This window comes from Bacillus sp. FSL R5-0512 (assembly GCF_038593295.1).
GTDB classification, from domain to species: Bacteria; Bacillota; Bacilli; order Bacillales; family Bacillaceae; genus Bacillus; species Bacillus safensis.
This window is the reverse complement of sequence record NZ_CP151982.1, coordinates 326,937-342,936: the sequence shown is the minus strand read 5'-3', so window position 1 is coordinate 342,936 and position 16,000 is coordinate 326,937. Positions and strand designations below refer to the sequence as shown.

Sequence of the window (16,000 nt, the reverse complement as noted above, 5' to 3'; positions counted from 1 at the left end):
TATCCATGTCATATCTTTTATGTCTTAGACAAATAACAGAAGGAATTCTACGATAAAGAGACCACAAAGGGGGAAAAGAAATGAATCCATATGCTAAAGCCGAGAACCAATTTTCACAAAATGCCGAGAACTATCGAGATTCACCTATATTTGCGGCCGGAGAAGAGCTGGAATGGATGAAAACAACTGCAAATGCGAAGGGACATGAGCATTTACTTGATATTGGCTGCGCGGCAGGACATACCGTTTTTTCCTTTTCAGACGTCATCTCTAAAGGGGTCGGCATTGATGTCACGCAAAAAATGATTGAGATTGCAGCAGCACTTGCGGAAGAACGCTGCCTGAACCACATTACTTTTGAGCAGGCAGCCGCAGAAGCATTGCCCTTCTCTGATGAATCATTTGATTTAGTGACGTGCCGATTTGCTGCTCACCACTTTCCAAACCTTCCGGCAGCCATGTCTGAAATCAGCCGAGTCTTAAAAAAAGGCGGCCAATTTCTGCTCGTCGATCATTATGCACCTGAAAACCCTGCACAGGATTCATTTATTAATCACTTAAATAGACTGAGAGACCCTTCTCATGTGCGGGAAAGCTCGTTATCAGAATGGAAAGAGCTTTTCGATGACAACCAATTGACTCAGAAAGAGATTCGTTCCTGGGACCTGCATATTGATTATCAGGACTGGATTATACGTGGACGCACGCCAGAGAATACTCAAAAGGAGATCGTTTCCCACCTTCAAGCCGCAGACCCTGACACAAAGCAGCTGTTTCAGCTTCAATTCGATGCGCAGCATCAGCCCATTTCCTTCTGTTTAAAAGCTGCACTGCTTCAGGGAATCAAGAATTGACCTTATAGAAAAAGTCTACCATTGTCGGTAGACTTTTTTAATCTTCACTGTCTCACAGGTATTGCTTTTCATGTTCGTGACACGTCTCTCCTTACGACAAGGAGTGCTAGATCGTGTTTCTATTATATGATAAATGAACGAAGATAGGTGAGGCATTTTAGATCCTCTGAATAAAAAAAGAACCTACCCTCATTGGAATAAGTTCTTCACTGCACGCATAACTTACGGTGCAATATCCTCTAATACTTTCTCGCGCGTTTCTATCATTTTAAAAGCAAGAATTGCTCCCACTACCGTCACACTTGCAAAAAGAATAAAAATAGTTGAAACACCGCTTACCTCTAAAATAAAACCTATCATAATAGGAGCGATCGCTGAGGCCAGCCTAAGCCACGCTGTAGCAAATGCCGTTCCAATCACCCTCATACGTGTCGGATAAATTTCAGGTGTATATAGATAAAGAAGTACTGTAATTGTCCCCATCATTCCGTAAGCTGCGGACCCTAAATAGATGACACTTTCTGGAGAAGTCGCTCCGCTGATCCATAAAGCCGTTAATAAAACACCTGTTAATACAAATGCAATGGTTGCCCAGCGCTTTCGTCCTACTTTATCAATTAAAAATGCACAAGCGAATACCCCTATGGTTTGTAAAATATTTGTGAGAGATGCTGCCCTTAATGAATCTCCGACTGGCAAATGGTAAACCGTATTATAAAGACTCGGTAACCAGTTATTTAAACCATTCGATACAAAGTAGGCAGAAAACCATAGTCCCCATACGACCAATGTTCTTTTACGGTAAAAAGTTGAAAATAGCTCTTTCCAGTCGCCTTTTTCAGTACTGCTGGATACTTGATTTGCGACAGGCATTCGTTTGTCAGTACTAGCTTCAATTTCTTCAATAATTCTTTCGGCTTCATCTAACCTGCCTTTCGAAATAAGCCACCTTGGCGATTCACGCAGCATGAAAAAGAATACAAAGACGATTAAACCTCCAATGCCTCCAATCAAGAACATCCATTTCCACCCAAAGCTAGGTACAACGAATGCGCCAATTTGTGCTGAAATCATTAATCCTAATGGAAAAATCATCTCATAAAGCATAAAAAATCGACCTCTTCCTTGGGCTCGGGACAACTCATTAATATATGAGGCTGCTACCGGCACCTCTCCTCCGACTCCAATCCCTTGTATAAAACGGAAAATAAAAAGGGCCATAAAATTACCTGAAAATACACATGCGATACTCATAATAGACATGAGGAACACCGTCCACTTTGCACTAAATACACGGCCGCGCCTTTCTGCTAACCACCCAAAGAAAATAGCACCAATCGCTTGTCCTATATAACCAGACCCAATAAGAAGACCAATCTGTGCAGGTGATAAATTCCACATGCCGATGAGGACCGGGAGAACAAACGCTAAAGATAGCGCATCAAAAGCATCAAAAAAGGTAGCAGATCCCATAATGATCCGAGGTTTTAAATGCCACCTCGAAAAAGGCACACTTTCCATCCTGGTCAATAGCTGTGAAGCTCTATCAACAACTTGCTCATCACGAGAATTTGAATTTCCGCTGAGTTCTAACGTCATGGTATCTCCTCCTTATTAGAGGAAATGATGCAAAAGTACATGCCGAAGAGCGCTGAAGAAATCGCTTACATTTTAAATCAAGCTGAAATTCTGCAGCGTTCATACGAGTTTTCAGCATCTATCACATCTTTTTTGGCGTTCCCGTGGTGCCCCGATCTATATAATACATAGGGAAAATATGCTCCATCGCCTCTAACTGTTCTCCTTCCAACAACTGTGTTAGTAAAGAAACAGCTTTTCTTCCCATTCCAACTAAATCAACATGAACAGAAGATAAAGAAGGGGTTAGAAAACTTGCAATGGGCACATCATCGGCACCAACGACAGACAAATCATGAGGTATTGACACATTTGCGTTTTCTGCCGCTTTCATGACCCCTATCGCCAAAAAATCTGAAGAGCAAACAACTCCAGTCATGTGCTGGTTTCCTTGGAGAAATTGAGAAACCACTTCTACTACTTTTCCCCCATCAAATTCATCTAACTCAAACACAAGCTCTTTGTTCATTGTTAATCCTAAACGTTTCAGTGTGCGCTCATACCCCTTGTAGTACCTCACGCTATGCATCGAACTCATTGGACCATTGACCAGCCCAATGGTTCGATGACCTTTATCAAATAAGGCCGTTACAGATTGACAAACACCTTCTTCATCATCTGGCCTGACACATGGAAATGGTGAATCCTCTAAGTAACTTCCGACAACGATAATGGGAATAGCCAAACTTTTTAGCCAATCCATGCTCAATTCTTCATTTCTTGGAGAAAATAAAATGGCACCATCTACAGCCTGCGTCTCAAGTAACCGCTGCTGCTGAACAGATGTAAATGACATCAGCATATTGAATTCGGTCTCATCTAATTCCTTCGCTATTCCATCTAAAATCGTTGAAAAAAATGGATTATTCAAAATATATGAACCGCGGGGAACCACTACAGCAATATTCCCAGTCTTTCTTTTCACGAGCCCTCTCGCTCCTAAATTAGGGCGGTAGCCTAACTCATCAATCACTTGTTTGATTCTTTCAGCCGTTTGAGCACCTACTCCTGGTTTACCACTTAATACTCGGGAAACAGAGGCTATAGACACTCCTGCTTTCAATGCTACATCTTTAATACTTACTGACACATTTCATACCTCCGGGAGTCTGTTGTTTTATACCCTATTATAACCTGACTCACCTTCATCATGAAATCAATGGTCTGTTATCTACTGACGTTTTCCTTAAGCAAACCAACACTTTGAAGGCCCTGGCGAATCTCTTCTTTTTCCTTTTGAGTTAAAGGTAATACCGGCTTCCTAGCAAGCGAACTGCTGATCAAGCCTCTCTGGAACATCGCTTCCTTCATTCGCAGATGAGAGGTAGAGGAAGGTTCATCCATTTTATATACAGCATGCTTTAATTCAAAGATTCTATCGTACACTTTATTAGCTGCTGCAAGGTCTTGTTCTTCCACACATTTCACAAGTTCAGCGATCAAATCTGGCACAAAACAGCCGAAACCGACAAGCGCCCCATCAATCCCTTGAACTAATGTTGGCAATAAATATTCATCGTGACATGTGAGCAGCGATACATCTGGTGCATGCTTTTTCAGTGCGCGCACATCGACTTCATATTGTGCCATGTCTCTTTGACCAATTTTGAATGAGACAACATTTTCAATTTCCGACATTTCTAGTATTTGATTCGTTGTATATGAGGTTTTTGTCCACGTTGGATATTGATGGACGATGATTGAAATGTCAATCGCTTCTGCAACATCTTTAAAGAATTGGACAGGTGATTCAGGCTGCATACCGAATCTCAGCCATGAATGCGGCGGCATGAGAAGGATACCTTCTCCGCCAGCTTCTTGAACTGCTTTTGCATGCTGGATTGCTTCAATTGTCCCTTCAGCTGAAACCCCTGAAATGACAGGTACTTCCCCTTTTAATTCGTCGGCTGCAATACGCACAGCTTCAGCTCGTTCATGTGGCAGCAGGGTCATAATCTCGCCCGTATGTCCATTGACAACGATCCCGTTAATCCCTTTGTGCTCCGCCACCCAGCGAACAAGCTTGCGAAATGCAGGTTCATCAATTGAATAGTCATCTTTAAAAGGAATTAAGACAGCCGGGAATACACCGCTCCATTTTTCTTTATTTTTCATCAACAAATTCCTCCCCATTCGATTATAGTAAACGTTTACCGTAAGCGTTTACGTAAACAATCATAGAATGTCCTCACGGAAGTTGTCAACATTATTTTTTAAAGATTATAATAATTCAAAAAACTCTTATTGAAATTTAGATACTATTTTATTTTTCCGAAAAAGAAAATGATCTATATCAAAAACCTCATCATCATGAACTGATTGAAGGAGGATCACCGCTTTTTCCAAACGGCTGCACACCAAAAAAAGGATAAATACATTTTGGTTGTCAAAACATCATCATATGTACGAAGGAAAAGAATTCAATAGAAAAAAAGTCTATCCTAAACGGTAGACTTTTTTTATTTCGAATATAAATCCCAGCCAAGCTTGAGTGTGTCCACAATATAATTGGCGACTTCCTCAGCCTCTAAATGATCTGTTTCCACTCTTGAATTATGAAGAGAATAAATCTCCCGGCGCTCCTCAAACAGCTCTTTCATCTCATCAAGCGTCCGGTTGTGAAGAACAGGGCGGTTTTCAATTAAAATATCAAGCCGCTGCTTCCAATTCTCCCAAGACAAGTCAAGGAAAAGAACGGTACAATGCTTCAAGCAGGCGCGTTTGATTTCTTCCTGTTTGAATGCCCCCCCTCCAAGGGAAACGATCTTGAGCTGTGTATGTTCACATAAATCGACGATATAATCCTTTTCAGCCTGCCTGAAGAATGCTTCTCCTTTTTGCTGAAACATCTCTGGAATCGTCATGTTGTACTTTTTCTCAATCTCCTGATCGACATCAATAAAATCTCTATATAGCTTTTTGGCAACCAGCTGCCCAATGGTTGTTTTCCCAACACCCATAAAGCCAATGAGGACAATATTCCGCTGTCTTACAGGAATTTCTCTATTGATTTTCATGGTCGTGACACGTCCTCCCTACGACAAGGAATGCTACATAATGTTTCTATTATATGATAAATGGAGCGCGAAAAGATAGGCAATCTTAAAAATTGTGTTTGACGACGTAGCCGAGCTGTTCAGAAAGCCTCTGTGCCTGTTCTTTCACTTTTTGCTGCAGCTTAGGAATGACTTCTTCAGTAAACCGATGGGTTGGACCAGATATGGATAAACAAGCCTTCACTTCTCCATGAATGTTAAAGACTGGTGCCGCTACTGCCGCAGATCCTACCTCTCGTTCATCGATACTGCAAGAAGTATACGTGTCAAGAATATGTTTACGTTCCTCTTGCCAGTCATCTCTCTTCACATGATCAGCCTCAGACGCTAATACTTTTTGTTGAAATTCTTCACTTTGAAATGCCAATAATACCTTTCCGCCTGCACCTGCGTACAATGGCAGCTTCTCACCAATCTTGACAAGATGGCGAATCGATTGCAGCCCTTCCGCTTGTTCGATACAAACCCTGCTTGTTGAATCCAGTACATACAGGTTGACGGTTTCCTTTGTTTCATCACGAAGTGAGTACATGAGTGGCTTAGCCAGTTCCCTCAATTTAATGGACTTTCCTGCAATGTATCCAAGGAGATAAAGCCTTTGACCCAATCGGTATTTCATTGTTTCTTGATTCTTCTCCACAAAATGATTCATTTCAAGCGCCTTGAGCAGTCTCGTTGTCGTAGACATTGCTAAATTCATCTCTTTTGAAATATCCGTTAGCGTCAGCTCTTGACGTTCTTCACTAAAACAATAAAGAATATCCAAAGCACGCTGAACTGTACGCAGTCCTGATTCTTCTTTTGACTTTTTATCAGCCATGTTCATTTTCTCCTTTTCCCCTTTGATTTCTTATCGACATCAACGATCGATTTTGCTATAATCCATTTTAAACGTTCCACTAAAAGAAAACAAATTCCACCAGTCAGAATAAAATCACTTGAAGATATTTGATGGAGGAGATATTTGAATGTACCTGCTCGTTTTTACACTTCTTATCAGTCTATATATTGTTCATCAACTATTTCCTGCTCCTATACTCTCCTATTTTGTTGGTCTGCTGGCCGCTGCCTCGCTCACCATTTCTTTTAAGAAAGCAAATGGGCTTTATTTGAAAACAGGTGCTGTATTTCTCATCATTGGGTTGTTCTTATTCTTCTTATCCGGCCAGCCATTGCACACGTTTTTTCTTCACTTTCATTCCATGCTGGGCTTGCTTTCTCTCTTTTTCATGCTGCCTTTTATTCATTCTCTCATACATGTTGGACATTTCGATACACAATTAAATAAACTGCTCACACTGCATACAACGAGCTCAAACCAGCTTTATCGCAAGAGTTCATTTGTCACGCATATTCTCGGCATGTTTTTAAATATCGCGACGATTCCTTTACTATATACATCGCTCAAACCGTCGCTCGAATCTCTAAAAGAACAAGTGAAACAACATCTTTATACACGCAACCTCTTGAGGTCATATGCATTATGTTTAAGCTGGAGTCCTGTTGAAGTGCTGGTAAGCGTCACCATTGATGCAACCAAACTAAAATATTATCAAATTGCACCTATTACTTTTGGTTTAATGGTCGTCGTGCTGGCGATAGATTGGATGCTTTTTTCTCGTCAAAGCAAACGATTACCAAACATCATTCAGTCTTCAGAAACAAACGCCAATCCTCATCGAATTAAGCGAAAAACCCTTCAGCTCGCTTTCATGCTGCTAGGTTTTATGACAGTCGTCTCACTTGTCGATGCATGGATTGGGAAAGGCTATTTATTCGCTGTAGTACTGACGATTATTCCATTTGCTCTATTATTCTCTTCTATTATCAAAAAAAGAAAACAATATATCGCTGCCTCTGTGCCTCATTGGAAAGAAAGAACCCGTCAGCTCTCCAACTATATGTGTCTATTTTTAAGTGCAGGCTTCTTTGTCGATATGCTCCTTGCGACAAACAGTATGCAGCCGATTCAAGCATTTATTGTCAGTATATCAGACCATGCCATTTGGGTTTATTGTGTCATTGGGTTGTATTTTCTGATCACCGCCCTTTGCGGTTTTCACCCGCTTGTCTCGCTTGCTTTGTTAGTCAGCATGATGGCACCAGTCATCCATGAACTGCCTGCTCTTCCGATCGCAATCATGCTGATCGTTGCTGGCACATCAACTGTTATGTTTAGCCCTTTTAATGTTTCTGTCTCCTTATTGGCTGATTTGATGAAGGTCAACCCTTACCGTATCACTCGCTGGAATATATGGTTTGCCAGCCTTTATATCAGCATGGGCATCGCATGTGCAGCGATCATCACCGTTATCTTTTATACATAAAAAAGAGAACTCACCCTTGAGTTCTCTTTTGCTTTCTCACTATGGTTTTAATTGAATACGTTCAATTTTACCTACGATAAAGATGTACGACAATGCCCCGCCTAAAGCGACTAAACTGACGAATAAAATTCCTCCATTGTAGGAGCCTGTCGCCGACACGATGAATCCGATAATCAGCGGAGTGATGATCCCAGCTAAATTAGCAAAAAAGTTAAATACGCCGCCAGCCAGCCCAACCATTTCCCGCGGTGCCACCTCAGACAGCATCGTCCAAGAGATATTAGACAGTCCTTGCGCAAATGAAGCGATGGATAAAATGGTCAGCACAAGCGGGATATTTGTTGTAAAGTTTGCTAAAACAATGGTACTCGTCATCAGCAAGCCCACCACTACTGGCAGCTTTCTGGCTACATTCACTGATACGCCCTTTTTGAGCAGCCAATCAGACACATAACCTCCAAACAAGACCCCAAAGAATGCAGCAATATAAGGAAGAGAAGCAGCAAAACCTACCTTGAGAAACGCCATATTTTTCGCCTCTGCCAAATAGGTCGGAAACCACGTTAAAAAGAAAAAAAGGGTAGACGCAACAGAGAATTGCCCAATATAAAGCCCGATCAATTTACGATATTTTAGAAGGGCGGCAAAGTCCGCCCATTTCAGCTTCTCCTGTGATGCGACTGTCAGCCCATCGCCTTGCCGGATTAATTCTAACTCATCTTCATTTATCTTCGGATGCTCTTTCGGTTCGTGATAATACTTGTACCAAAAGAAAGCAAATATGATACCGAGCGCACCTGCCGTAATAAAGACGGTTCTCCAATCGAAAGTCGTCATGATCCAAAATAGAAGAGGTGTCGCAAAGGCAAGACCCACATACTCTCCAGCAGTATAAACACCTGTTGCAAAAGCCCGTTCCCGCCTTGGAAACCATGTGGTGACAATACGGTTATTTGCAGGAAAAGCGGGAGATTCTGTAATCCCAATAAACAAACGGCAGCCGAATAAAAAGGCAAAGCTGTTCGCAAACGCCTGTAAGCCTGTGAAAATAGACCAAGTAACGAGTGATATCCCATACGTTACCTTTGAGCCAAATTTATCGAGAATAAAACCGCCTGGTATTTGCATCGCTGTATATGTCCAGCTAAATGCCGAAAAAATCAAGCCTAATAAGGCAGGATTTAATTGCAATGAAGATTGAATCGCAGGAGCAACAATGGATACACTGGCTCGATCAATATAATTAATAGCGGTAATAAAAAACAACAGAATCAATATGCCAAAACGGGCTTTCGTTGGTTTCACATATGCGGGCTGCAATTCATTCCCCTTCAGTTCTGAATGCACTTTCATAACCATCCTCCTTTGTTTCCGCAGCGTGCGGTTCGGTTGAGCGTATTAAATTACCCCTTTTTCTTCTAACTGCTTACACTCTTCTTCTGTTAAGCCAAGCATATTTGTTAAAATCTCATAATTATGTTCGCCTAAATCAGGTGCAATGTGACGGATACTTCCAGGTGTTTTTTCAAACTTCGGAATGATCCCAGGCACCTTCACTTTTCCAAGACGAGGGTGATGCACCTCGACGATATTCTCTCGTGCTTTAAATTGTGGATGCTCAAAAATATCTCGAATACTTAAGATTGGGCTCACAGGTACGCCATGTGTATCTAAAATTTCTAATACGTCATCCCTTGTTTTCGACGCGATCCATTGCGAAACGATCGCATCCATTTCTTTGTTATGCTTCAGCCTGGATGCATTGACCGCGAATTTTTCATTCTCTAGTAAATCTAATCGATTCATCGCCTCTGCCAATCGATTGAAGGTCGAATCTGTACTCGTCACAAGAACCAAATAATGACCATCCTTTGTCTCATAGGTACCGGCAGGGCTTGAATGTCCGCTCAGCCCCGGTGAACGCTCACGCACCTTCCCAAGCTTGTCATATTCTGCAACCAAAAACTCTAACATACGAAACACAGATTCATAGAGGGCCAAATCCACCATTTGCCCAGTTCCTTCTGGATGTGTATCCCTGTAATACATCGCTGTCACAGTAGCAAACGCCACATAGATGCCAGCAATATAATCAGTGAGAGAAAAGGAAGGGCTGACTGGATGCCGGTCTGGAAACCCTTGAATATATGTAAAGCCGCTAAACGCCGTCGCTGGTGTTCCAAATCCGGCTTTGTCCTTAAACGGGCCCGTTTGACCATAACCCGATACACGAATCATAATTAAACGAGGGTTGATTTCTTTTAACACATCGTACCCAACGCCCCATTTTTCCAGTGTTCCAGGGCGGAAATTTTCAATCAGCACATCGACCTGACCAGCAAGTTTTTTAAAAATGTCCTTTGCTTCGTCTTTGTGCAGATCCAGTGTAAGGGATTTCTTATTCCGCGAGAGACCTGACCATCTAAGTGGTTCTCCATCTGCAAAAGGGCCGACATGCCGCAGCGTATCGCCTTTGCCAGGAATTTCGACTTTGATGACCTCTGCACCAAAATCCCCTAGAAGCACCGCGCCATAGGGTGCAGCAATCATCGTAGAGACGTCTAATATTTTTATTCCTTCGAGCGGTGTATTCATATTCATTGCTTGACTCCCTTTCATTCAAGTGATGAAGGGCTAAAATCATTCCTAATTTTAGCCCTTTTCATCTTTCTGATTGACCCGGAAAGCCCTGATGATCCAAAAGGAGGACTTACCGGTGCAGGTTTTTAATCCTTTGGAAGCTGCCCTTGCGGTGTGTAGAGCCAAATGAGCCATAAAGGTTCATCTCCTGTATTGACATGCTGGTGCGGGACACCGTCTGGAATGAACATGAAATCATTTTGTTTAAAGGACTGCCTTTCTCCATCACAAATGACTTCGCCAGATCCTTTAATCACAAAATCAAATTCCTCTGAACCCGGGTGATTGTGCACTGAACTTGCTTCCCCTGGTTCAAAAATGGTGAGACCCGCCATCATATGCTCTGATCCAACAGTATCTGGTGTAATGGTTTGAAATACCTTTCGAATCATTTGCTCCTCTGGACGATCTAAGCCTAACCATAATGGGTTCCCATCTTGAAACGGATTCAATACTTTAATTTTCATTGTTAATTCCTCCCTCGTTCTGTTTAATTCACGCTGACATGTGAGCGCTTTGAATTTGGTGAATAAATGTCATTAATATTCCAATGTCCATCCGTAGGAACAGGATCATTTTTCATCGCTACATCAATAACGCAAGGCTCCTGAGAAGCAATGGCTTCAGCTAAAGCTTCTTTGAATTCAGAAGCAGAGGTGATTTTAATCCCCTTCATCCCATAACCTCTCGCAACGGCAGCAAAATCCGGTGAATAGCTTTCTCCACCTTTTCTGAAAACAGTGCCGTACGTCGTTTCATAGTGCGCCATTTGCAAACCGGCTATTGTTCCAAATGCACTGTTATTCATCACAATCCACACAACAGGAATGTTCTCTTCAACTGCTGTTGCAAGAACGGATGGATTTTGACCGAAGCCGCCGTCTCCAACGAGTGACACAACAACACGGTCAGGCTGGGCAATCTTTGCCCCAAGTGCGGCAGGTGCTCCAAATCCCATCGTTGCAAAGCCGCCTGGCGTTAAAATGGTACCTGGCGTGAGCACAGGAAATTGCTGTCCGACCCCATTTTTGTTCCAGCCAACATCCGTTGTAATAAAGGCATCTGGCGGCAATACTTCCCGTACTTCCTGCAAAATACGCTGCGGCTTCATTGGGAAGGATTCATCTTGAACATTCGTCAGATTGCTAGCCTGAAAATCCTTACGATATAACGCAATTTCCTTTTTCAATTCAGGACGATCCAGCCCTTTTGGCAGTCTCTCTCTCGCCACTCGATTGAGTACAGTCAAGGCTTGCTTAAGATCGGCTACTGCTCCAATTTCAACAGGATAGTTACGTCCAATTTCATTCGGGTCAATGTCAATATGAATGAGCTTGGTTGATGGGAAACGGAATGTATAATCTGATTCCCACGAGCTCGCATCAGCTTCAGCAAAACGGGTGCCTAAAGCCAATATATAATCTGCTTCTTTGCACTGATCATTGATAAATTTTGTCCCCCAAAACCCTGTCATTCCAAGAGTCATTGGATGATCATCCGGCATGGCTCCTTTCCCCATCAAAGAATGGGCGACAGGGATACTCAGATGATCAGAAAATGCCTTTAATTCTTCAGCTGCATCAGCTAAAATAATGCCTCCCCCTACATATAAGAGCGGTCTTTCTGCCTGCAGCAATCGATCCAATATCCGATTGGCCGTTTGATCATCAATAGAAGGTTTTTCAATGGTGTGTGTATGATGGTTGATTTGTTCAAACAAGGACACATCTAGGTCCTTTGAGAACACATCCATTGGAACAGAAATAAGCACCGGGCCAGGACGGCCGCTTTCAGCTAACTGAAATGCTTTTGATAAAATCTCTGGAAATAATTCTGGAATATCGACTCGCCATGCTCTTTTCACAAACGGCCGGTAAATTTCGTATTGAGAGGCATCGGAATGAAGATTGATCTCTTGATGTGGGTGCTTTCCGTAATAATGACTTGGGACATCTCCTGCAATGACAACCATTGGAATGGAATCAAGTGCTGCATTCGCTACCCCTGTTGCCGCATTGGTGAGTCCGGGTCCTAGATGACTGAGAACAACAGCCGTCTGTTTCTTTGCCCGCGCATAACCATCAGCTGCATGTGCCGCTATCTGTTCATGCCTGACATTGACAAATTGAATCGAGCTTTTTTCAAGCGCTGATAAAAAAGCAATATTCGTATGACCGCAGAGACCGAAAATATGCTCGACTCCCCGATTTTCTAAGTACTGAATAACCTGTGTAGAAATATTCTTCTTCATGTTTCTCTCCTCTCACGGTGCAGCTATGAATCTGCTACTCACTTATTCTTTGAAAACACAATAGATAGAACATTGTTCAAATCCTGTATCGCCACTTGCCCGGGAGCTGAGCTTTCTTTCCCTACAGCAAAGGTCATGACAGATCCAAAAAGTCCGCCAATCATTCTTGTAAAAGCCCCGTATTCTCCCATTGCCATTGAAATAACGGGAATTGACAGCTGCTTTTTCGCATGGCTGGTCGCCGAGAGCAGTGTTAATGCATCGTCATAGGAATGCGGCATCACTGCGATCTTTGCGATGTCGGCGCCGACTGATTCTGCATTGACGAATAGCTGCACGAGACGATCTACCTCAGGGGTACGCTGGAAATCGTGATACGACACAATCAAGGTGATCCCATTTCTTTTAGCCGCCTGACTGACTTGCTGTATGTGTGTCACATCATGCATCAATTCATAATCAACGGCGTCCACAAGCTGAGTGGAACAAAGCTCGGCAAGCAGAGAAACCTTCTCAGATTCTGAGAGTGATATACTTTCGCCGCCCTCCTTTTCAGAGCGAATCGTGAATAAAAATGGGATACCCTTTGCCTTTTCTACCATTCCCTTAAGAGTTTCTATCACTTGTTCCTTGTCATGAAGGTGATGAAAAAAATCCGCCCGCCACTCTATCACATCAGGATTTTTCTCAGTTAACACCTCGACCTCATGAAATAATTCTTCCTTTGTTTGTCCGATGAGCGGCGTACAAATCATTGGCTGACCGCCTGCCTGCACACTTTTTACCTTTTGCTGAAATGCATTCACATCCATACGCCCCTTTCACAAACCCTGTGGAAGCACGACCATTTTGGTTTCGGTCATCTCCTCAATGGCGAAACGCGGACCTTCTCTTCCAAGGCCACTTCGCTTAATCCCGCCATAAGGCCAATGATCCAGTCTAAAATTCGATGTCCCATTGATGACAACCCCGCCAGTTTCAAGCTCTTTTGCTGCGTGTAACGCCACATCCAGCTGATTCGTAAAGATCCCTGCCTGCAAACCATATCGACTATCATTTGCTTCTTTAATGGCCTGCTCCAGCTCCTCATAAGGGAGAATGCTGACAACTGGCCCGAACACTTCCTCACAGACGACCTTGGCCTGTTTCGGAGTGTTTAGCAAAATAGCCGGTGTGATGCTCGCTCCATTTCTTTTCCCCCCGCATAAAAGGTGGGCACCCATGCTCTCTGCCTCTTGTATCCATGCCTCAACACGCTTTGCCGCCTGGACATCAACCATACAGCCGATATCACTCTCACTGGACAGCGGATCTCCAACGACAAGCTGCTCTACTTTTTGTTTTAATACCTCAGTAAACGACGGCATCATTTGCTGATGGACATAAATTCTTTGAACAGAAATACAGCTTTGACCGGAATTACTAAAGCCTGTTTTGGCACACATGGATGCGGCTTGTTCAATATCTGCATCGTGATGAACAATCGTCGCGCCATTCCCTCCGAGTTCGAGCAGTACCTTTTTCAATCCCGCAGAGGTTGTAATGTGTTCGCCTCCGGCAGCCCCGCCGGTAAAAGAGATGAGATTCGTTCTTTCATCAGTGACTAACTGTTTCCCGGCCTCGACCCCGCCAATCACAAGCTGCAAACCAGCCTCAGGAAATCCTGCTTCGAGAAGGAGTTTGACAAATGCTGTGGCAACAGCTGATGTTTGCGGTGCGGGCTTCAAAATGATGACATTCCCTCCCGCAAAGGCCGGACCGACTTTGTGACAAATTAAGTTGAGCGGTGCATTAAAAGGGGTAATCGCCAGCACAACTCCGACTGGCACTTTAAATGTCATGGCCATTGCTCCCTGTCCACGTGATGATACATTGCCAGGAATGGTCTCACCTATTAATCGATTCGCTTCTTCCGCCGATTGCGCCAGCGTCTCGATTGATCGCGAGACTTCATCTCTTGTATTTTTAAGCGGTTTGCCTAATTCTAGCGAAATCAGTTTTGCAAAATGGTCTTTTTGTTCTTCAAGCAAGGTGGCTGCTTTTGTTAGAAGCTTTGAGCGTTCGATTGCCGATATTTCCGCTATTTGTTTTTTAGCCTGCTGCGCACTAGAAAGTGCCTGTTCTATGTCTTCTGATGAGGCGAGATAGGATGTTCCGATCCTTTCTCCTGAGTAAGGATTGATGATATCTGTTTTCACACGACCGGTATCCAGCCACTCGCCGTTTATATATGACAACGCTTTTAAACCACTCAAATTTTTTCTCCCTCCTTCAAGTGCCGCGTTCCATGTCCTGCATAACGAACCAATCTTTCTTCATTCGGACAAGGTCCTTTCACGAGGGCTCCCTTTGTGAGCTCCTCATATGCATGCGCCACGATGCCCATTCCTCTGGATAAGGAAAAAATGCCTTTTGCTGCTTCTGCTGGAATGTTTAATTCACATTGGATGGCAGCAGATACACCATCTATATTCATCGTGATTTTCTTCCCTTTCAGTTGTTCAAGCTCATGTCTAATCGCTTCGGCCAACCGTAAATATGTGCCGCTGATAAGACCTTGCTGGACATATGTGTGACTCAGGTCATATAGACGTCTCACCCTCGGATCATCATCATGAAGCTGATGGCCGATTCCCGGAATTTTTTCCTTGCGATTTAACCATGTTTGACACACTTGCTTTGCCGCAGCCTGTATATCCTTTTGATCATCGTAGACCGCTTTGGCCTCGTATAACATACGCATGGCCTTCTCTCCGGCTCCGCCATGAATGTCACCTAATAGATTCACCCCTGTTGCAACAGAGGAATTAAACGAAATGCCGCAAGTCACCGCCATTCTAGCTGCTGCAATAGATGGCGCTCTTGGTCCATGGTCCGCACCTGCGACAAGAACACTTTCAAAAAGAGCTGCTTTTGAATCATCCAATAATTCACCAACAAGCAGTAAATAGAGCATTTGTGGATACGACAATTCACCAATCAGTTCTTCAATCGGGTACCCTCGTAGTTCAATTGAATTTTTTTGAATATGACTAATCTCAGTCTCCCACCATGCGCCTCCCTCTTTGTAAATTTCCAGTGCACTTCGATTTTTCATTGTGTGAATCATTCCTTTAGCTTCTTATTTGGAGATGAATCACCCCTTTATTCCATTCAGTGGAACCTGATTTCACTTTTCGGAATGTGGTTTCATTGTAAGCGCATTCTTTTTGTTCGTCAATTATTTTTTCTGAA

Annotated in this window: 14 protein-coding genes; 2 read left to right on the top strand and 12 right to left on the bottom strand. The window is 43.1% G+C overall.

From position 1 onward, the window contains the following. Positions 1-80: 80 nt before the first annotated feature. Positions 81-854 (top strand): class I SAM-dependent methyltransferase, encoded by a 774-nt coding sequence (locus NSQ25_RS01830; protein ID WP_326136079.1) that lies wholly within the window; start codon positions 81-83, stop codon positions 852-854. Between the two features lie 222 nt (positions 855-1,076). Here NSQ25_RS01830 and NSQ25_RS01825 read toward each other — a convergent pair whose 3' ends face one another. From NSQ25_RS01825 to NSQ25_RS01805, 5 genes are all read right to left on the bottom strand, one after another. Beyond that, positions 1,077-2,453 carry an MFS transporter gene (locus NSQ25_RS01825; RefSeq protein WP_041116585.1) on the bottom strand — a complete coding sequence of 459 codons (1,377 nt, stop codon included), beginning with the start codon at positions 2,451-2,453 and terminating at the stop codon, positions 1,077-1,079. Between the two features lie 121 nt (positions 2,454-2,574). After that, positions 2,575-3,582: a LacI family DNA-binding transcriptional regulator gene (locus NSQ25_RS01820; RefSeq protein ID WP_041116583.1), complete on the bottom strand. Its 1,008-nt coding sequence runs from the start codon at positions 3,580-3,582 to the stop codon at positions 2,575-2,577. Between the two features lie 77 nt (positions 3,583-3,659). Next, on the bottom strand, positions 3,660-4,607 hold the full coding sequence (locus NSQ25_RS01815; protein WP_034283267.1) for a dihydrodipicolinate synthase family protein: 948 nt from the start codon (positions 4,605-4,607) through the stop codon (positions 3,660-3,662). 344 nt (positions 4,608-4,951) lie between these two features. After that, positions 4,952-5,509: a shikimate kinase gene (locus NSQ25_RS01810; RefSeq protein WP_003214270.1), complete on the bottom strand. Its 558-nt coding sequence runs from the start codon at positions 5,507-5,509 to the stop codon at positions 4,952-4,954. Positions 5,510-5,594: 85 nt separating this feature from the next. Next, on the bottom strand, positions 5,595-6,368 hold the full coding sequence (locus NSQ25_RS01805; protein WP_034283265.1) for an IclR family transcriptional regulator: 774 nt from the start codon (positions 6,366-6,368) through the stop codon (positions 5,595-5,597). A 148-nt stretch (positions 6,369-6,516) separates the two neighbouring features. Here NSQ25_RS01805 and NSQ25_RS01800 point away from each other — a divergent pair, with 148 nt between their 5' ends. After that, positions 6,517-7,875, top strand: coding sequence for a hypothetical protein (locus tag NSQ25_RS01800; protein ID WP_034283261.1), 1,359 nt, complete (start codon positions 6,517-6,519; stop codon positions 7,873-7,875). Positions 7,876-7,914: 39 nt separating this feature from the next. Here the strand turns inward: NSQ25_RS01800 and NSQ25_RS01795 are convergent, their stop codons facing one another. From NSQ25_RS01795 to NSQ25_RS01765, 7 genes are all read right to left on the bottom strand, one after another. Further along, entirely contained in the window at positions 7,915-9,228 is a 1,314-nt protein-coding gene (locus NSQ25_RS01795) for an MFS transporter (RefSeq protein ID WP_025092799.1), read from the bottom strand. 45 nt (positions 9,229-9,273) lie between these two features. Beyond that, entirely contained in the window at positions 9,274-10,476 is a 1,203-nt protein-coding gene (locus NSQ25_RS01790) for a CoA transferase (protein WP_080701232.1), read from the bottom strand. Between the two features lie 125 nt (positions 10,477-10,601). Next, on the bottom strand, positions 10,602-10,982 hold the full coding sequence (locus tag NSQ25_RS01785) for a cupin domain-containing protein (protein ID WP_034283259.1): 381 nt from the start codon (positions 10,980-10,982) through the stop codon (positions 10,602-10,604). A 23-nt stretch (positions 10,983-11,005) separates the two neighbouring features. Beyond that, a complete protein-coding gene (locus NSQ25_RS01780; protein WP_034283256.1) occupies positions 11,006-12,766 on the bottom strand; it encodes a thiamine pyrophosphate-binding protein in 1,761 nt (586 codons plus the stop codon). Positions 12,767-12,804: 38 nt separating this feature from the next. Beyond that, positions 12,805-13,578, bottom strand: coding sequence for a type I 3-dehydroquinate dehydratase (gene aroD, locus NSQ25_RS01775; protein WP_111927559.1), 774 nt, complete (start codon positions 13,576-13,578; stop codon positions 12,805-12,807). Between the two features lie 9 nt (positions 13,579-13,587). Next, on the bottom strand, positions 13,588-15,021 hold the full coding sequence (locus NSQ25_RS01770) for an aldehyde dehydrogenase family protein (RefSeq protein ID WP_326136080.1): 1,434 nt from the start codon (positions 15,019-15,021) through the stop codon (positions 13,588-13,590). Beyond that, complete coding sequence (locus NSQ25_RS01765; protein WP_101677021.1) at positions 15,018-15,875, bottom strand: citryl-CoA lyase; 858 nt, start codon at positions 15,873-15,875, stop codon at positions 15,018-15,020. The genes NSQ25_RS01770 and NSQ25_RS01765 overlap by 4 nt, the downstream gene beginning before the upstream one ends. Positions 15,876-16,000: the final 125 nt, after the last annotated feature.

What these genes read in the sequence shown, in the direction of transcription:
- NSQ25_RS01825 (WP_041116585.1), bottom strand. Translation starts at nt 2,453, where the DNA reads ATGACGTTAGAACTCAGCGGAAATTCAAATTCTCGTGATGAGCAAGTT.
- NSQ25_RS01780 (WP_034283256.1), bottom strand. Translation starts at nt 12,766, where the DNA reads ATGAAGAAGAATATTTCTACACAGGTTATTCAGTACTTAGAAAATCGG.
- NSQ25_RS01805 (WP_034283265.1), bottom strand. Translation starts at nt 6,368, where the DNA reads ATGGCTGATAAAAAGTCAAAAGAAGAATCAGGACTGCGTACAGTTCAG.
- NSQ25_RS01800 (WP_034283261.1), top strand. Translation starts at nt 6,517, where the DNA reads ATGTACCTGCTCGTTTTTACACTTCTTATCAGTCTATATATTGTTCAT.
- NSQ25_RS01810 (WP_003214270.1), bottom strand. Translation starts at nt 5,509, where the DNA reads ATGAAAATCAATAGAGAAATTCCTGTAAGACAGCGGAATATTGTCCTC.
- aroD (WP_111927559.1), bottom strand. Translation starts at nt 13,578, where the DNA reads ATGGATGTGAATGCATTTCAGCAAAAGGTAAAAAGTGTGCAGGCAGGC.
- NSQ25_RS01795 (WP_025092799.1), bottom strand. Translation starts at nt 9,228, where the DNA reads ATGAAAGTGCATTCAGAACTGAAGGGGAATGAATTGCAGCCCGCATAT.
- NSQ25_RS01790 (WP_080701232.1), bottom strand. Translation starts at nt 10,476, where the DNA reads ATGAATATGAATACACCGCTCGAAGGAATAAAAATATTAGACGTCTCT.
- NSQ25_RS01765 (WP_101677021.1), bottom strand. Translation starts at nt 15,875, where the DNA reads ATGATTCACACAATGAAAAATCGAAGTGCACTGGAAATTTACAAAGAG.
- NSQ25_RS01785 (WP_034283259.1), bottom strand. Translation starts at nt 10,982, where the DNA reads ATGAAAATTAAAGTATTGAATCCGTTTCAAGATGGGAACCCATTATGG.
- NSQ25_RS01830 (WP_326136079.1), top strand. Translation starts at nt 81, where the DNA reads ATGAATCCATATGCTAAAGCCGAGAACCAATTTTCACAAAATGCCGAG.
- NSQ25_RS01815 (WP_034283267.1), bottom strand. Translation starts at nt 4,607, where the DNA reads ATGAAAAATAAAGAAAAATGGAGCGGTGTATTCCCGGCTGTCTTAATT.